17 protein-coding genes and 1 pseudogene are annotated in these 16848 nt (G+C 72.9%); all 18 read right to left on the bottom strand.

Annotation, left to right across the window (positions count from 1 at the left end; all coding sequences use genetic code 11):
- Window positions 1-51 precede the first annotated feature (51 nt).
- Entirely contained in the window at window positions 52-330 is a 279-nt protein-coding gene (locus tag VLY81_RS07110) for an HU family DNA-binding protein (RefSeq protein ID WP_405001347.1), read from the bottom strand.
- A 230-nt stretch (window positions 331-560) separates the two neighbouring features.
- Window positions 561-2039, bottom strand: a complete 1479-nt coding sequence (gene spoIVA, locus VLY81_RS07105; protein ID WP_324667472.1) for a stage IV sporulation protein A — start codon at window positions 2037-2039, stop codon at window positions 561-563.
- Window positions 2040-2174: 135 nt separating this feature from the next.
- Window positions 2175-3563 (bottom strand): ribosome biogenesis GTPase Der, encoded by a 1389-nt coding sequence (der, locus tag VLY81_RS07100; RefSeq protein WP_324667471.1) that lies wholly within the window; start codon window positions 3561-3563, stop codon window positions 2175-2177.
- 26 nt (window positions 3564-3589) lie between these two features.
- Window positions 3590-4075 (bottom strand): DUF3189 family protein, encoded by a 486-nt coding sequence (locus VLY81_RS07095; RefSeq protein ID WP_324667470.1) that lies wholly within the window; start codon window positions 4073-4075, stop codon window positions 3590-3592.
- Window positions 4076-4100: 25 nt separating this feature from the next.
- Complete coding sequence (locus tag VLY81_RS07090; RefSeq protein ID WP_405001346.1) at window positions 4101-4295, bottom strand: capping complex subunit for YIEGIA; 195 nt, start codon at window positions 4293-4295, stop codon at window positions 4101-4103.
- 14 nt (window positions 4296-4309) lie between these two features.
- Complete coding sequence (locus VLY81_RS07085) at window positions 4310-5269, bottom strand: YIEGIA domain-containing protein (protein WP_324667468.1); 960 nt, start codon at window positions 5267-5269, stop codon at window positions 4310-4312.
- 18 nt (window positions 5270-5287) lie between these two features.
- Window positions 5288-7030, bottom strand: a complete 1743-nt coding sequence (spoIIP, locus tag VLY81_RS07080) for a stage II sporulation protein P (RefSeq protein WP_324667467.1) — start codon at window positions 7028-7030, stop codon at window positions 5288-5290.
- Window positions 7031-7169: 139 nt separating this feature from the next.
- The gene (rpsA, locus tag VLY81_RS07075; protein WP_324667466.1) at window positions 7170-8489 is read right to left on the bottom strand and encodes a 30S ribosomal protein S1; all 1320 of its coding nucleotides are present in this window, start codon (window positions 8487-8489) and stop codon (window positions 7170-7172) included.
- 297 nt (window positions 8490-8786) lie between these two features.
- Window positions 8787-9431, bottom strand: coding sequence for a lysophospholipid acyltransferase family protein (locus VLY81_RS07070; RefSeq protein ID WP_324667465.1), 645 nt, complete (start codon window positions 9429-9431; stop codon window positions 8787-8789).
- Window positions 9428-10171: a (d)CMP kinase gene (gene cmk, locus VLY81_RS07065; protein ID WP_324667464.1), complete on the bottom strand. Its 744-nt coding sequence runs from the start codon at window positions 10169-10171 to the stop codon at window positions 9428-9430. Before cmk ends, VLY81_RS07070 begins: the two co-directional genes overlap by 4 nt.
- A gap of 8 nt (window positions 10172-10179) precedes the next feature.
- Complete coding sequence (gene aroA / locus VLY81_RS07060; RefSeq protein WP_324667463.1) at window positions 10180-11532, bottom strand: 3-phosphoshikimate 1-carboxyvinyltransferase; 1353 nt, start codon at window positions 11530-11532, stop codon at window positions 10180-10182.
- Window positions 11520-12269, bottom strand: a complete 750-nt coding sequence (locus VLY81_RS07055; RefSeq protein ID WP_324670311.1) for a prephenate dehydrogenase/arogenate dehydrogenase family protein — start codon at window positions 12267-12269, stop codon at window positions 11520-11522. The genes aroA and VLY81_RS07055 overlap by 13 nt, the downstream gene beginning before the upstream one ends.
- Before the next feature lie 76 nt (window positions 12270-12345).
- A pseudogene (locus VLY81_RS14680) lies at window positions 12346-12624 on the bottom strand (prephenate dehydrogenase/arogenate dehydrogenase family protein); the annotation flags it as partial.
- A 13-nt stretch (window positions 12625-12637) separates the two neighbouring features.
- Window positions 12638-13666 carry a 3-deoxy-7-phosphoheptulonate synthase gene (aroF, locus tag VLY81_RS07045; RefSeq protein ID WP_324670309.1) on the bottom strand — a complete coding sequence of 343 codons (1029 nt, stop codon included), beginning with the start codon at window positions 13664-13666 and terminating at the stop codon, window positions 12638-12640.
- 3 nt (window positions 13667-13669) lie between these two features.
- Entirely contained in the window at window positions 13670-14098 is a 429-nt protein-coding gene (gene aroH, locus VLY81_RS07040; protein WP_324670308.1) for a chorismate mutase, read from the bottom strand.
- Complete coding sequence (locus tag VLY81_RS07035) at window positions 14073-14555, bottom strand: HutP family protein (RefSeq protein ID WP_324670307.1); 483 nt, start codon at window positions 14553-14555, stop codon at window positions 14073-14075. The genes aroH and VLY81_RS07035 overlap by 26 nt, the downstream gene beginning before the upstream one ends.
- Before the next feature lie 16 nt (window positions 14556-14571).
- Complete coding sequence (locus tag VLY81_RS07030) at window positions 14572-15441, bottom strand: pseudouridine synthase (RefSeq protein WP_324670306.1); 870 nt, start codon at window positions 15439-15441, stop codon at window positions 14572-14574.
- 10 nt (window positions 15442-15451) lie between these two features.
- Window positions 15452-16846, bottom strand: a complete 1395-nt coding sequence (locus tag VLY81_RS07025; RefSeq protein ID WP_324670305.1) for a TrkH family potassium uptake protein — start codon at window positions 16844-16846, stop codon at window positions 15452-15454.
- Window positions 16847-16848: the final 2 nt, after the last annotated feature.

The raw sequence follows: 16848 nt of genomic DNA, 5'->3' as shown, positions 1-16848 counted from the left end.
GCGACCAGGTCACGCAGCGCTCCTCAGGGGCCTCCCCTATCGAAGGGGCCGTTACCGGGCCACGGCGTCCTTGAGGGCCTTGCCCGCCTTGAAGGCCGGCACGACCCGGGCCCCGATCTGGATCTCGCGGCCCGTCTGCGGATTGCGGCCCTTGCGGGCGGCCCGCTTGCGCACCTCGAAGCTGCCGAAGCCCACGAGCTGGACCCGTTGCCCCTGCGCCAGCGCCTCGGTGATGGCCTCGAAGACGGCGTCCAGTGCGCGGCCGGAGTCCTTCTTGGTGAGCCCGGTCTTGTCGGCGATCTTGTCAACCAGCTCGGCCTTCGTCAAGATGCTCAACCCCTTTCGCCCTTGTCGCCAGGCTCGTCAAGCCCTTGCCGCTCAGGCTCGTGATAGCGCCGTCAGGCACGCCCTATCTTGCCCTCTCGCCGGTGCCGGTATGCGGCGCGCCCGCCGATGCTGGCACCACGGGCCTTTGCGGGCTGGAAATTAGTCCGGCGCGCTGTTTCGCTGTTCGCTGGCATCCTCCTGCCGAAGGCCGTCGCTGCCTGCAAAAATCCCCCTTACAAAATGATGCAGATCAGGCCGCCGCTTCCTTCGTTGATGATGCGGGTCAGCGTCTCCTGCAGCTTCTGCTGGGCGTTTTCGGGCAGGCGATGGAGCTTGCTCTGGATCCCTTCCCGCACCAGCTCCTGCAGCGACCGCCCCAGGAAGTCCGACTGCCACAGCTTCTCGGGGTTCTCCTCGAAGAGGCTGGAGAGGTAGCGGGCGAACTCCTCCCCCTGCCGCTCGGTGCCCACGAAGGGAGTCACCTCGGTCGTCACGTCGGCCCTCACCATGTGGATGGTGGGCGCACTGGCCTTGAGCCTCACCCCGAACCGGTGCCCCTGCCGGATCAGCTCCGGCTGCTGGAAGGTGATCTCCTCCTTGCGGGGCGTCACGACGCCATACCCCGTGGCGCGCACCTGCGCGAGGGCCTCGCTGAGGTAGTCGAACTCCTCCTTGGCCCGCACCAGCTCCTGCAAGAGCCGCACCAGGTCGGCGTCGCTCTCCACCTGGGTGCCGGTGATCTCGTTGAGCACCCGGTAGAAGAGCGCCGAGAGCGTGCGCAATTCCGCGGTCGCGCAGCCCGACCCCAGGTCCATCTCGACCAGGGAAGCCGACTCCACCAGTTCGTGGCGCTGGAGCTGGTCGACCGCCTGGCGCACGTCCCGCACCCGGCGCACGTCGTGCAGGTGCGACTGCACCGCCTCCAACAGCTGGCGGCGCACCCAGTGGTCGTCGGCCAGCTCCTCCACCCACCGCGGCAGGACGACCCCTACCTCGCGCACGGGAAACTCCCACAAGAGCTCCTGCAGGATGGCCAGCAGCTCGTCGTGCTGCATGTGCAGGGCATCGACGGGCAGCACCGGCACCCCGTAGCGTTGCGCCAGGTCAGCGGCCAGGCGCTGGGTGGCGGGTTCCCGGGGGTGGGTGGAGTTGAGGATGACGAGATAGGGCTTGCCCAGCTCGCGCAGCTCCGAGATGACCCGCTCCTCCGCCGGCAGGTACGCCTCGCGAGGGATGTCGGTGATGGAGCCGTCGGTGACGACCACCAGCCCGATGGTCGAATGCTCGGTGATGACCCGGCGCGTCCCCATCTCGGCGGCCTGCTCGAAAGGGATCTCCTCTTCGAACCACGGCGTCCGCACCATCCGGGGCCGCCCCTCCTCCTCGTAGCCCAGGGCGCCCCGCACGGTGTAGCCGACGCAGTCGACGACCCGCACCTTGACCCGGATCGGCTCCTGCAGCACCACCTCCACCGGCTCGTCGGGCACGAAGTCGGGCTGGGTGGTCATGATGGTGCGACCGGCGCCGCTCTGGGGCAGCTGGTCCCGGGTGCGGGACTGCTGGTCGGGGTCGTGGATGGCGGGGAGCACCAGCAGCTCCATGAACCGCCGGATGAAGGTGGACTTGCCGGTACGCACCGGCCCCACGACCCCGACGTAGATGCATCCGCCCGTGCGTTCGGCCATGTCCCGGAAGACATCGAAGCGCTCCACGGCAGTCGCACGCCCCTCTGCACCCGAGCGGCCCGTGACTCCCGACCGCGGGCGCGCCGCTCGGACGGCTGCTACATGCTATGGGTCAGGCTCCGGGGGTATGACGCGAGAGGAGGGCGATACGGCCGATGGGACTCAGGCCCGGCGGGGCCGCGCGTCCGGCCCCTGCACCCACAGGACGGGCGTGCCGGTCAGATCGAAGTGGCGGCGCAGGTGGCGCTCCAGATAGCGCAGGTAGGGCACCGGGAGCTGGGCGGCGCCGCGTAGCGCCAGCGCCAGGGTCGGAGGTGGGCCGTCCAACTGGCGCACCCCCACGATGCGCACGCCCCGGCGGCCTCGTCCCGAGGGCGGGTGCTGCGCCTGGGCGCGGTCGATGACGGCTCGGAGCTGCCCGGGGTCCAGGCGCTGGCGCCGGCGGTCGGCGGCCGCCACGGCACCCTCCAGCAGGGCCTGGACCTGCCAGCCCCTCAGGGCGGAGACGTAGTAGACGGGTGCCCAGTACAGGCGAGCTGCGGCGGTCTGCACCTCCTCGGTGAAGCGCTCGGGCCGCCCCGCCCGCTCCCCGATGAGATCCCACTTGTTGACGGCCAGCACGACGGCCCGCCCCAGCGACGCGGCACGCCCGGCCAGGCGGGCCTCCTGGAAGGTGACGCCCTCGGCGGCGTCGATGACCACCACGGCCACGTCGCAACGCTGCAACGCCGCCAGCGCCCGGCTCACCGCGAGCTGCTCCAGGTCGGCCGCCCCGGGCCGGGCCTTGCGCCGGATGCCAGCGGTGTCGACCAGGGTGACGAGCCGCCCCTCCCACTCCAGCGAGACGTCCACGGCGTCTCGGGTGGTGCCGGCCTCCTCGTGGACGGCCACCCGCTCGTGGCCCACCAGGGCGTTGACCAGGGAGGACTTGCCGACGTTGGGGCGGCCCACGATGGCGACGCGCACCGCCTCCGGCGTCTCGGCGGCGAGCGACGGGACGGCGTCGGCCGCCTGCTCGAGTCGCTCCACCACCCGGTCGAGCAGGTCGCCCACGTTGCGCCCGTTGGCGGCCGACACGGGCAGGATCTCCCCCAGCCCCAGTGCCGCGAACTCGTGCACGGCGGGCTCCACGGCGGTGCTGTCCACCTTGTTGGCCACCACCAGCACGGGCTTGCCCAGACGCCGCAACCACCGGGCCAGCGTCTGGTCGCCCGGCAGCAGCCCGGCGCGGGCGTCGACCACGAAGAGCACCACCGCCGCCTCCTCCAGGGCGGCGGCCGCTTGGCGCAGGATGGCACCCCCCACGTCCGCGCCCGGCTGGAGATCCACCAGGCCGCCCGTGTCCACGGCCCAGAAGAGCCGGCCCTTCCATCGCACGGGCGCGCGCAGGCGATCCCGGGTGACCCCGGGCTGCTCGTGCACGATGGCCAGGCGGCGCCCCGCCAGCCGGTTGAAGAGCGTGGACTTGCCCACGTTGGGGCGCCCTACGATGGCCACGGTGGGGCCCGAGGTAGCCGCCGGGGCCTCCGACGGCCGGTCGCGTGTCGACACCGTCGCCTCCAGGGGATCGGGCCGGTTCAGGGCCGCGGGCGTCCGGCCGCGTGGGTGGCGCCACAGCGCGCCACGGTCTGTCGCACCAGCGATGCGAGCCGAGGGTACGCCCGCCTCGTCCCCCAGATTACCAGAGGCCGACCGAGCCTGACCAGCCCGAGCCGGCGGGAGAGGTAGCCCCCCAGGCGCATCCAGACGTTGACGCAGCGTAACGTGTCGACCACCATCAGCTGCTCCGGGTCGCCGCCCCCCAGGCGGTACCCGTCCAGCAGCGCCTGCAGCGCCACCCTGGCGTGAGGCCCATGGCCCATCACGAAGACCGCGTGGCCGTGGGCATCCTGCCCCATGGGCAGCAGCATGCCCCACTGGTCCGACGGCGTGGCGTCGAAGTGTGGGACACCGCGGATGGCCTCCGGTGGCGGGATGCGATCCAGCGGGAGCATCCCCAGGTGGATGGCGGCTGCGATCGGGGACGAGTGCGCCCCTCCGAAGCAGTGGTAGACGATGGGCACGGGCATCCTCCCGTCTGCACGGCCGTCAGTGGCGCATGATGACGAGGGTGCCGGGCTGGATCTCGTGCGCCGAGCCCAGCGTCACCCGGCTGAGGTAGAGGGCGATGCGCTCCAGGTCGTCCCGGTCCCGGGCGTAGAAGACGGGAGCCGCCCCCGTCGCCCGGTAGTCGGGGTCGGTGGTGACGATGGCCAGGATCCACTCGCTGGCGCGGACCCGCATGTCGCCCACCGCCCTCACCCCCTCCGAGCCGTCCGTGGGGCGTCGGTGTCGAGATGACGCGGGACCAGGCTGCCGGCCCCACCCGTTTGCACGTCCCGGCCCGTCAGGCGCACGCTGCTCTCCAGCACCGGCACGCTCCCGATGGCCCGGGCCACCTCCTCGAAGCCCCCCGCCTGCGGGATGAGCACCACGACGACGGCGTCTCTCTCCACGTGACGGCGCGAGATGGGTGCGAACTCGGGCTCGTCGATGTCCATGCGCACGCCCACCCGCGCCACCACGTCGTGCAGGATGGCCTGGCGCTGGCCGGGGTTGGCCAGCGTCGCCGCGGCCGCGCGGTCCCGGGGTTCGATCATGGCGGCCACGCCCTGGCGCAGGTAGATCTCACGGGCCTGCAGACGCCCCACGTTGACCAGGACGGCCCCCTCGACCGATAAGAGCGGCCCGTCGAACTCGATGCGCGCCGGCCGCACCGTCGCGATCTGTCCGACGGTGGATCCGCGGGCGCTGCGGCCGATGCTGACCGCCGCCACCGTCGCGACCACGGCGCTCACCACCGCGGCGCCGGCCGGGGAGGGGCGCACGAGCCACAGCGCCACCGTGTCGAGCAGGGCCACCAGCATGGCCAGGTAGTTGCGGGTCTCGAAGACCCGCGCGATGCCTTCGATGTAGGCCGCGCCGCGCCGCACCAGCTCGGTCTCCTCCAGCCGGGAGAGGGCCTCCCGCTCGATCTTGCGCACCTCGCGAAACTGGGTGGCGGCCAGCGCCAGGAAGGAGGCCGCCGCGAACTCCCGCGCCAGGAGCGCCGGGAAGGCCAGCGCCCCCAAGAACGAGGCGATGAGCCCCATCGAGAGGTGGATGGCGTAGCCCTGGGGATAGCTGGGATACTGCCGGTAGTCGACCCGCAAGGTGTAGATGCGCAGGGCCGTCCCTGCCAGGGAGCCCATCACGACGTCCCAGACCACGCCATCCATCCCGCCGGGGTCACCCCGTCAGGGCTGGCCGTCGTCGGCCGGGCCATCCTGACCGGCCGGGGCCACGCGCCGCCACCATCGGACGATGGCCGACCTCACCGCGTCCGCGCTGCCGGCGTTGAGGGCCAGGAACCCGACCGCCCCGACGAGCAGGGCCACCACCAGCACCCCCGCGCTGCGCCAGGCGCCAGCGCCCACCTCACGGGAGCCCGGCCGGCCGATTCCCGCGGCGGCCAGCACCGGTGCGAAGAGCCTGGCCCCGGTCTGGGCCAGCTCCAGCGGGTTGGTGTGCGCCCCGAACTCCAGGAGGATGGCCCTGGGCATCAGGTCCTGGTTGTAGTCGCCCTGGGCGATGAAGATGCCCTCGATGAGACCGGGCAGCTCGCGGTCGGCGGTGGCCTTGATCTGCTTGGCGAAGGCCAGGTTGGCCTGCATGTTCTGGTTCTGGCGGCCCACCACCAGCCGCACCTTGGTGGCCGGCTGGCCCTTCACCTCGGTCTCGTAGACCTCGGGCGGCACCGCGTCCCGGTGGATGTCGACCAGCAGAGCCGGCTGGGCCCGCATCAGCTGCATGGCCGTGCGGCGCGACCGCGTATAGGCCTGGCCGTCGTGGGGGTTGTGGTTGTTGCGGGAGACCTGGACCCGGTGGCCCAGGCGGCGCAGCTCCTCGGCCAGGGTCTCGCCTACCTGGTAGATGTCGCCCCACCACTTGGCTGGCGTGCCGCTGGTCGGCACGTACGACTCGTCGGAGTGGGTGAAGTAGATGGCCACGTCGGCTCCCCGTCGGACGCCCAGGGCCGCCGGCACGGGCAGTCCCGAGCTCTGCAGGGAGCTGGCCTGCGGCATGGGCTCGAGCCCGGCGTCGCGCACGCGTATCCGCTCGCCTTGGACCCCCTCCACCTCCCAGCGGCGGTTGGCGGCGTCGATGTAGACGTCGCCCACGGTCAGACGCCGCGCCGTGTACGTCAGCACCGAGCCGTCCGGCCGCACCAGGGTGTAGTAGGCGTCGGCGTGCTCGACCGCCTCGGCGCCGCCGACAGAGGCCGCCGGCACCGGCGTGGGAGCCGTCAGGCCCGTCGCCGCCCACAGCACCGCCACGAGCGAGGCCGAGGCGACCGCCAGGAGCAGCGCGGCCGGCCCGGGCCCGCCCGACAGCCGCTCCCGCACCTCCCCCACCACCTCGGCCAGCCCCAGGGCCAGGATGCCCGCCAGCACGATCATGTCGAACGCCCCGGCCCCTCCGATCATCACCGTGGCGGCCTGGCCGAGGCGCGCCACCTGGAGCGCGTGCACCAGGTCCGTCAGCAGGAGGCCCAGGCTACCGGCCACGAAGGAGGCCCGGCGCGATCGCTGGCCGACCAGGTAGCCGGCCACACCCCCCAGCCCTCCGAAGAGCCAGATGGGATCCAGGAAGTCGGCGCGGCCCGGCTCGAAGTCGGTCATGGAGGCTACCGCCAGCACGGCCGCCGCCGTGATGACGGCGCCGACCAGGGCCCGCACGCGCTCGGCGGAGCTGTCCGCCCGCCACAAGAGGTAGACCACCAGCGCCAGCGGGACGAGAGCGCCGCCGACATTGACGCTGAGGGTGAAGGGAGTGCGCATCAGGGGAAGGTCGATGAAGCTGCCGGCGATGATGGCCGCGATGACGAGCAGGGCCTGCCCGTCGGTGAGGCGCAGCCGGTCCAGGGCGCGATGGGCGAGGCCGAAGAAGATGAGAGCAGCCACCACCACCAGGACGATGACACCCGTCGGGAGCGGCATGGGCTAGGACTCGCCTCCTCTGCCCCCAACGTCTCCGCTCCCCGGCGCGCCTATGCTGGCAAGCGAAAGGGCCGGCTGCCAGCCGGCCCTGCCTCCTATGCGCCCTGCTCGTATGCTCGGTCCGAACCTGCGGGGAGGCTCAGTCGCCCGCGCCGTCGGCCGGCGAGCCGGCCTGCCGCCCGGCGGTCCGGGTCGGCTGGCCGCCGTTCTTGAGCACCTCGCCCAGGTTGCCGTACAGCTCGCCGATGGTGATGGTGGGCGCCTCGGCCGTGCCGTGGGAGGTCGCCGGCTCCTGACGCGGCTCCCGCTTGGGCGCTGCCTCCCGCAGCGACAGGCCGATCCGCCGGGCCGCCTGATCCACGCTCAGGATGCGCACCCGCACCTGCTGGCCCGGCGAGACCACCTCCTGGGGCTTGGTGACGTGGTGGTCGGCCAGCTGCGAGATGTGCACGAGCCCCTCGATGCCGTCCTCCAGCCGCACGAAGGCCCCGAAGTCGACCAGCCGCGTCACCTCGCCGTCGACCACGTCGCCCACGTGGTAGCGCTCGCCGACCGTGTCCCACGGGTTGGGCAGCACCTGCTTGAGGCCGAGCGAGATCCGCTCCCGCTCGCGGTCGACGTTGAGCACCATCACCTTGAGGGTCTGCCCCTCGTGCAAGACGTCGGACGGGTGGCGCACCCGGCTCCAGGCCATCTCGGAGATGTGCAGCAGGCCCTCGACACCGCCGCCCAGGTCGATGAAGGCCCCGAAGTCGGTGAGTCGCCGCACGACACCCTCCACCACCTGACCCTCCTTGAGGGTGGAGAAGAGCCGGGCCTTGGCCTCCTCGTACTCCTTCTCCAGGACCTCCTTGCGGGAGAGCACCACGTTGCGGCGGCTGCGGTTGACCTCCACCACTTTCAACCGGAGGGTCTGCCCGACGAACTGCTCCAGGTTGTCCACGTAGCCCCGCGCCACGTGAGAGGCCGGCACGAAGCCCCGCACCCCGACGTCGACCAGCAGCCCGCCCTTCACCCGCTCGGTCACCCGCGCCTCGAGGATGGTCCCCTCCTGCTGGGCCCGCTCCAGGCGGCGCCACGTCATCTCCGCATCGGCGCGGCGCTTGGAAAGGAGGACGCCTCCCTCCTCGTCCACCTTCAACACCCAGACGTCGATCTCGTCGCCGACCTTGAGGATGTCGGCGGGCGTCTGGCCGGATCGCAGCCCCAGCTCGTGGATGGGGATGCGCCCGTCGCCCTTGTAGCCGACGTCGACGAGCACCTCGTCGGCGGAGACCTGGACCACCCGGCCCCGCACGACGCGCCCGGGCGTCAACGCGGCCAGCGCCTGCTCCATGGCATCCTGGGCGTTGGTCTCCTGGAGCGACTCGACCGTCTCGAGCGCGGCCGCCTGCTCGCCGGCCGCGGTCGGCAGCTCCGCGGCCGCCTCCGGCTGCGCCGATGCCGGCTGGGAGGGCATGGCGCCTGTTTCACCTTGACCCAATGCAAACCCCATGGATGACCCTACCCCCTCGGGCTACGACCTCGAAGCTCCGGGCATGACCCTGGAGAGTTGAAGGGCGGGAGAGGAAGCGATGCGGAGCTGGGACCCGTCCTCGCGTCTCGTGGCGGGCGCACGTCTCCTGCGACACCTCGTCGTCCCGTGACTCAAGTCCCACACGGCCCGCTATTCGTGACCCCCGCGCGGGATTCCTCCTTGAAAGGGGGCGCACGATCACGAAAAGCGGGCGAGCATCGCTGGGCCGGTTGGAAAGTCTCAAGCCAGCCCGGATCCACCCGGCTGCTGTACCAGCGTCTGCCCCAGCAGCTCGCTGAGGCTGTCGGCCAGCCGCCGGCTGGTGGAGGCCACCCGGGCCTTGGTGGCGGTTGCAGGTCCCGGCTCCACGGGCAGCAGCTGGCCGATCCGGATCTCGACGGCCACCCGTCGGGGCCACCAGGTGCCCTTGGGCATGGCCCGCTCGGTACCCGTGATGGCCGCCGGCAGGATGGGCGCCCCGCTCTTGAGAGCCAGCAGCGCCGTGCCCCCGTGCAGCTCCAGCAGCCGGCCGTCCAGGCTGCGCGTGCCCTCGGGGAAGATGCCGACCACCCGCCCCTCCCGCAGGCACCGCAACGCGTGCTGGATGGCCTCCCGGTCCGGCTCTCCCCGGCGTACCGGAAAGGCGCCCACCCAGCGCAGCACCTGCCCTAACAGCGGGTAGCGGAAGAGCTCCTCCTTGGCCATGAAGCAGATGGGGCGCGGCATGACCGCCCCCACCAAAATGGGATCGAGCATGCTCAAGTGGTTGAGGGCCAGCAGCACGGGCCCGCTCCTGGGCAGCCGCTCGATGCCCACCACCCGCACCCGGAAGTAGCCGCACAGGATGGGCCTCACGATCCGCTGGACGATGCGATAGAACGTCACGGGCCACCTCCGAGACGCTCGCGACAGATCGCGAGGGCGCGCTGGAGGACCGAGGCCAGATCCTGGCCTGTCGTGTCCAGGGTAACCGCGTCGGGCGCCACCATCAAGGGGGCGGTCTCCCGGGAGCTGTCCTGCCGGTCCCTCCGCGCCAGCTCCCGCATGACCGCCTCGACCCCCGCCTCGCTGCCTCCCGGGTCCCCGGCGCCCGGGACGTCGGCCGCCAGCTCGCGGGCCCTGCGGCGGGCTCGCTCCTCGAGGGATGCGGTGACGTACAGCTTGACGCAGGCCTCGGGCAGGATGACGGTGCCGATGTCGCGCCCTTCCATGACGCAGGGGCCGGCCTCGGCCAGGCGCCGCTGGAGACCGGCCAGGATGCGACGCACCCCGGCCAGCCGTGCGATGGCGGAGGCCGCCTGCCCCACTTCCAGGGAGCGCACCGCCTCGCTGACGTCCTCGCCGTCCAGATAGACCGGAGCCGGGCGGTCCCCCTCCGGCTCCGTGCCGATGCGGATGTCGAGCCGCTTTACCAGACGGACGACGGCGTCGGCGTCGATGGGCTCGTGCGCCAGCAGCCCCGCTCGCAACGCCGCCAGCGCGGCCGCCCGGTACATGGCGCCGGTGTCGACGTACCGAAAGCCGAGCGCCCTGGCCAGGGCGCGGGCCAGGGTGCTCTTGCCTGCGCCGGCGGGTCCGTCGACGGCGATCCACTCCCGCCGGCACCCGGGCCGATGGTGGGACATGGTCGGATCTACGCTGCCTCCTCGATACGCCCGCCCCCCGCCCGCGCGAGCAGGTCCAGGACCTCCGCGAAGCCGGGAAACGAGATCCGGGCGCAACGGGAGCCCTTCACCACCGAAGGCCCGTCTCCTGCCAGGGCCGCCACCGCCAGCGACATGGCCAGCCGGTGATCCCCGCAGGAGTCGGCCACGCCCCCGGGGAAGCGCTGGGGACCCTCGATGCGCAACCCGTCCGGCAGCGCCTCGACCTGGGCCCCCAGCGCCGCAAGGCCGCGGGCCAGCGCCTCGATCCGGTCCGACTCCTTGACCCGCAGCTCGGACGCCTCCTGGATGAGCGAGGTGCCTTGCGCCCGCAGGGCCGCCACCGCCAGTACCGGCAGCTCGTCGATGAGCAGCGGCACGCGGCGGCCGGCGATCCGGAAGGGACGCAGCCGCTCGGGGCCGACCACGGTGACGTCACCCCACGGTTCGGGCGCCGACGGCGGCGAGGCGGGCTCCACCTGCACCTGCGCCCCCATCTCCGAGAGCACCCGCAGCACCTCGACCCGCGTGGGGTTGAGGCTGACGCCCGAGACCCGCACCCGGGAGCCCGGATGCATGGCCGCCGCCACCCACAAGAAAGCTGCCGACGACGGATCCCCCGGCACCGTCAGATGGCACCCCTGCAGGGTCTGGGGCCCCTCGAGCTCGACCCACCCGGGCCCCGCGAACAGCCGGACGCCGAAGAGGGGCAGCATCCGCTCCGTGTGATCCCGGCTGAGGGCCGGCTCGTCGACGCGGGTGACGCCCCGGGCCTGCACCCCGGCCAGCAGCACGGCCGACTTGACCTGGGCGCTGGCGACCGGGCCCCTCCAGGCGATGGCGCGCAGGGGCCCGCCCCGCATGGCCAGTGGCGCCCGATCGCCCTGCCGCGCCCAGATGCGCGCCCCCATGCGGCTCAGGGGCTCGATGACCCGCCCCATGGGGCGTCGCCGCAACGAGGCGTCGCCGGTGGCCACCCAGAAGATGGGGTGTGCAGCCGCCAGCCCCATCAGGAGGCGCAGCGTGGTGCCCGAGTTGCCCGCATCCACCGGGCGCTCCGGCTCGGCCAGGCCCCCTCGGCTCGCGGGCCGGCCCCGCACCACGACCCGGCCCTGGCCGTCCGGCCCGTCGATCTCCACCCCGAAGGCCCGCAGGCTCTCGAGCGTCGCCAGCGTGTCGGCGGCCTCGAGGTAGCGGTCGATGACCGTGGTGCCCTCGGCGATGGCGCCCATCATCGCGGCCCGGTGGGAGATGGACTTGTCGGGCGGCACGCGAGCCTCGCCCCCGAGGCCCGTGGTCGGCCGGACCTGCCACATGCCCTGCTCGGCCTCTATCTCGCCCAACAGACCAACCCCCGTTCGCGCAGCACGGCCAGCGCCGCTCGCATGGCCTGCTCGGAGGCGAAGCCCAGCCGCAGCGTGCCCGCCTCCCCCTCCCGCACCCGCAGGATCTCGATGTCGGCGATGTTGATCTGGCGCTCCCCCAGCGCGCCGCTGACGGCGGCGATGGCGCCGGGCCGGTCCTCCAGCCGCACCACCAGGTCCCACGTGGGATGGCCGTACCCCTTGGCCGGCAGCCGCAAGCCCGCCCGGCGGCCGCGCGCCTCGGCCAGGATGGCCTCGACCCGGGCCCGATCGCCTGTCGCCAGCGCCTGCTCCAACTCCGCCAGGGTATGCCGCAGGGTCTCGAGCGCCCTGAGCAGGGCCGGCGCGTTGAGCATCAAGATGGGCACCCAGACCCGCTCGTGGCCGAGCGCCAGCCGGGTCGCGTCACGAAAGCCCGTGGCGGCCAGCTCCAACACCGGCACGCCCTCGGCCTCCCACCGGGCCGCCGCCTGCACCAGGCACGAGGCCAGCACGTGCGGCAGGTGGCTGGCCGCGGCCGCCGCCAGGTCGTGGCGCCACGGATCCATCCGCACCGGCAGCGCCCCCACCGCCTCCACCATGGCCGTCACCTGGGCGACGGCCTCCGGCGGAGTCTCGGGCAGCGGGGTCAGGACGTAGATGGCGTTTTGGAAAAGGTAAGGATCGGCCCCCGCCGGCCCCGCCCGCTCGGAACCCGCCATGGGGTGGCCGCCCACGAAGGCCTGCCCGCCGGGGAGTCGCCCCCCCCAGCCGCTCGACGATGCGACCCTTGACCGAGGCCACGTCGGTCATCACGGCGGTGGACGGCGCATGGACCGACGCCTCCAGCGCCACCTCCGCCACCGACTCGGCGGGGACGGCCAGCACCACCATCTCGGCCTCGCGCACCGCCTCGGCCAGGCTGCCGGCCATCTCGTCGACGGCGCCCCGCTCCGCCGCCTGCTGCGCGGCGACGGGGTCCCGGTCGTAACCCACCACCCGGTATCGGCCAGCCTCGCCCAGGCTCCGCAGAGCCAGACCCAGCGAGGCGCCGATCACCCCGCAGCCGACGACGGCGACCCGCCGGGCCATGCGCCTCCCTCCCTCAGACGAAGCGTCCCAGCGCAGCGGCGATGGGCCGCAGCGACTCCACCATCTGGGCGAAGGCCTCGGGCGTCAGCTGCTGCGGCCCGTCGGAGAGCGCCTCGTCGGGCGACGGATGCACCTCCACCATGATGCCGTCGGCCCCCGCCGCCACGGCCGCCCGGGCCATGGGGGCGACGTAGGCGGCGCGCCCCGTGCCGTGGCTGGGGTCGACCAGCACCGGCAGGTGGCTCAGCTCGTGCACCACCGCGACCGCGCTCAGATCCAGCGTGTTGCGGGTGGCGGTCTCGAAGGTGCGGATGCCCCGCTCGCACAGCACCACCCGCGAGTTGCCCGCCGACAGCACGTACTCGGCCGCCATGAGCCACTCCTCCACCGTGGCCGCCATGCCTCGCTTGAGCAGCACGGGCCGGTCGGAGCGGCCCACCTCGCGCAGCAGGGCGAAGTTCTGCATGTTGCGCGCCCCGATCTGCAGCATGTCGGCGTGCTCGGCCACCACTTCGACGTCGCGGGGGTTGAGCACCTCGGTCACGACGGGGATCTGCACGCGCCGGCGCACCTCGGCCAGGAGCTCCAGCCCCTCCCGCTCGAGCCCCTGGAAGCTGTAGGGCGAGGTGCGGGGCTTGTAGGCGCCCGCCCGCAGGATGGAGGCACCCGACTCCTTGACGGCCCGCGCCACCTCGTCGATCTGCCGCTCGCTCTCCACCGCGCAGGGGCCCGCCACGACCACGACCCGGCTGCCCCCCACCACCACCGGGGGCACGCCGTCGCCGCCCACCTCCACCAGGCTCGGCTCGGGCCGAAACTCCCGGGAGGCCAGCTTGAAGGGCCTCAGGATGGGCACCACCCGCTCGACGCCCGGCATGGCCTCGAGCTGGGGGATGTGCTCCGGCCGCCGGTCGCCGATGGCTCCCACGATGGTGCGCTCGGTGCCTCGCGACACGTGCACGGCGAATCCCAGGCGATGGAGCCGGTCCACCACCGCTTCGAGCTGCTCCGGGGTGGCATCGCGGCGCAAGACGACGACCATGGATCAACTCCTCTCGCTGGACCGGCTCGGTACCGAGCCGGCATGCCCGTCGTCGGGCGCCCCGGCCCGGTCCGGCCGCAGGGCGACCGCTTCGTCGAGATAGGCGTGACGCACGGGGCGGTCCAGGGGCAGGTAGGCGTGCACCAGCAGCCGCACGCACCGGCGGACGGGCGACGGCACGGCCATCTCCTGTGCGCACAGGATGGCCACGTCGCCCCAACCCGCCTCCCGGGCGCCGACCGCCGGAAACTGGGCGTCCAGATCCGGCGTCGCCGTGAAGATGGCGCTGATGACGTCCTCGGGCGCCAGGTCGTTGAGGCGGGTGACGGCTTCCACCAGCCGTCGGCCGGCGCGCTCGATGGCCTCGGGGGTGTTGGACTCCGCGCAGACTGCGCCCCGGATGGCCTTAACGACCCGCTGCGTCGGCTGCATCGTCGCGTGCGCCTCCCCCTCGGGCCGGCGTCGGACGGTGCGCCAGGGCCCGGTGCCCCAGACTGGCCGCGATGTCGTCCAGGTGCCCGAGGCCGATGGCGACGAAGAGGGCCACCACCACGTGCTCGCCGCGCCGCGCCAGCCCGGCCTTGCCGCCGACGCTGAGGCCCATCGCCTTGAGGGCCAGGCCCATGGCCGCCTCGTGCGCGGCGCCCGCCACCGCCCCCTCCTCGCTGTGCAAGGGCACGATCAGACCCTCGCGCTTGGCCGCGACGACGCACCGCTCGACGATCTGCGGGATCGCCTGCGCGAACGGGCCGCCGAAGTCCACCGCGGCCGCCAGGATGCCCTGGCGCTTGAGCTCGGTCTTGAGCCTGGACTCCTCGGCATAGTCACGGGAGGTGGCCATGCGCAAGGCCGCCTGGGCGACCTCCCGGCTCTCGCTGATGCCGGCCATCCTGCCGTCCTGCCCTCTACCTCGCCTGCGGCCGTCGACCGGGCCAATCCCGGGCGCCGGGCTCCCCGTCGCCCGCCGTCCTGCCGTCCTGCGTCTTGGGGGGTATGCTACCACGCCCGCCCGGGGCTGTAAAGGGCTCCCTGGCACCCGACGCCCGTCGCAGGCGTGCCACCTCGTCGGGTCCGAGGTGCCGCCACTGACCGGGCGCGAGCGTCCCGAGGTCGAGCGGTCCCAGGCGCACCCGCACCAGGCGACGCACGGCGAGCCCTACCGACTGGCACATGCGGCGTACCTGGCGCTTGCGCCCCTCGTGCAGGGTGATGGCCAGCTCGCCGCCATCCGGGCTCCGTCGGATCAGCCGCAGCGACGACGCCCTGGCCCGGCCGTCCTCCAGCTCGACGCCCTGGCGCAGCCGCTGCAAGGCCTCGTCGGTGATGGCGCCCCGCACCGTGACGCGGTAGGTCTTGGGCACCTGGCGCGAGGGGTGCGTCAGCGCGTAGGCCAGCTCGCCGTCGTTGGTCAGCAGCAGCAGCCCCTCGGAGTCGAGGTCGAGGCGTCCCACCGGGAAGAGCCGTACCCCGGGGCCGCCCCGGCTGCGCACCCAGTCGACCACCGTGGGGCGGCCGCGCTCGTCGCGGGCGGTGCTGACCAGGCCCCTGGGCTTGTGGAGCAGGATGTAGACCATCTCACCGGCCCCAGGGGGTGGCGCGACCGGTCGGCCGTCCACCGTGACCCGGTCCCGGCCGGGGTCGATGCTCCACCCCATGGCCGTCACCGTCTGCCCGTTGACGGCCACGCGGCCCTGCCGGATGAGGGCCTCGCTCGCCCGGCGGGAGGCGACGCCGGCCTGTGCCAGCCACTTGTGCAGGCGCACCCGCTCGCCCATGGCCGTCCCCTCAGCCGAGGCCGATCCGCTCCTCGGGGTAGCGCACGTGCGCCGCTCTCGCCGCCGCCCGCCGGGCCAGCGCGACCGCGAAGGTGACCGGTCCCACCTTGCCCACCACCATGGTGATGGCCAGCAAGAGCAGCGACAGATCCGACAACTCCGCCGTGATGCCCAGGCTCAAGCCCACCGTGCCGAAGGCCGAGACGACCTCGAACAGGATGGCCGTGGCGTCGAGCGGCTCCACCGTCATCAGCACGCCGGCCACCATGGCGATCCAGAGGATGGCCATGGCCGCCAGGGCCACCGCCCGCGCGAAGGTCCCCCTGGGCAGCCGGCGTCCCATCAGCACCAGCTCCTCTCGCCCCGCCAGCGCGGCGCGGATGCCGACCAGGATGACAGCGGCGGTCGTCGTCTTGATGCCGCCCCCGGTGGAGCCCGGCGAGACCCCCACCAGCATGAGGAAGAGCATGACGAACAGCGTCACCGGCCGCAGCATGGCCGTGGGCACCACCTCGAAGCCCGCCGTGCGAGGCGTCGTGGCGGTGAACAGCGCCGCCAAGAGCTTCTGTGGCCAGGGCATGGGCCCCAGGGTACCCGGATTGGTCCACTCGGCGGCCAGCACGACGAGCAGGCTGCCCGCCACCAGCACGCCGGCGGTCCCGAGCACCACCCGGGTGTGCAGGCTCAAGCGCCTCTGAGCGGGCCACGAGAAGAGCTCGGCCAGCACCGAGAAGCCGATGCCGCCCACGATGAAGAGACCGGCCACGGTCAGTACCACCAGCGGGTCGCCCGCGAAGTCCCGCAGACTCCGGCCCCACAGGTCGAAGCCGGCGTTGTTGAACGCGGAGACGGCATGGAAGAGGCCATAGTACAGGGCCTGGCCCGTGCCCAGCGCTCCCTGCCACGCCACGAAGAGCAGCGCGGCGCCCACCGCCTCCACCGCCAGCGTCACGCCCGCGATCATCCGCAGCAGGCGCACGACCCCGGAGAGGTAATCCTGGTGGAGCTCCTCCTTGAGCAACAGGCGGCCCCGCAGGCCGATGCGGCGACCCGCCAGCAAGGCCAGCAGCGTCGAACCTGTCATCACGCCGAGGCCACCGAGTTGCACCAAACCCAGCACGACCAGCTGGCCGAAGAGGGAGAGCCGGTGACCCACGTCGACCACCGTCAGGCCCGTCACGGCCACCGCCGACGCCGCCGTGAAGAGGGCTTCGACGAAGCGCAGTCCCGGCGGCTCACGCACCGCGACGGGCAGCGACAACAGCACCGTCCCCAGGGCCGCGAGCCCCGCGTAGCCCACCACCAGCAGCCGCCCGGGGCTGGTGGCGCTCAGGCGTCGGGAGAGCCTCGCCCAGAGGCTCTCGTAGGCCGGCGCCGCCTCCTCCGACAAGCGGGATGTGGACACGC

The organism is Limnochorda sp. LNt (assembly GCF_035593265.1).
In the GTDB taxonomy this organism is placed as follows: domain Bacteria; phylum Bacillota; class Limnochordia; order Limnochordales; family Geochordaceae; genus Geochorda; species Geochorda subterranea.
The sequence above is the reverse complement of the archived record's forward strand: the minus strand, read 5'-3'. Positions and strand labels throughout refer to the sequence as shown.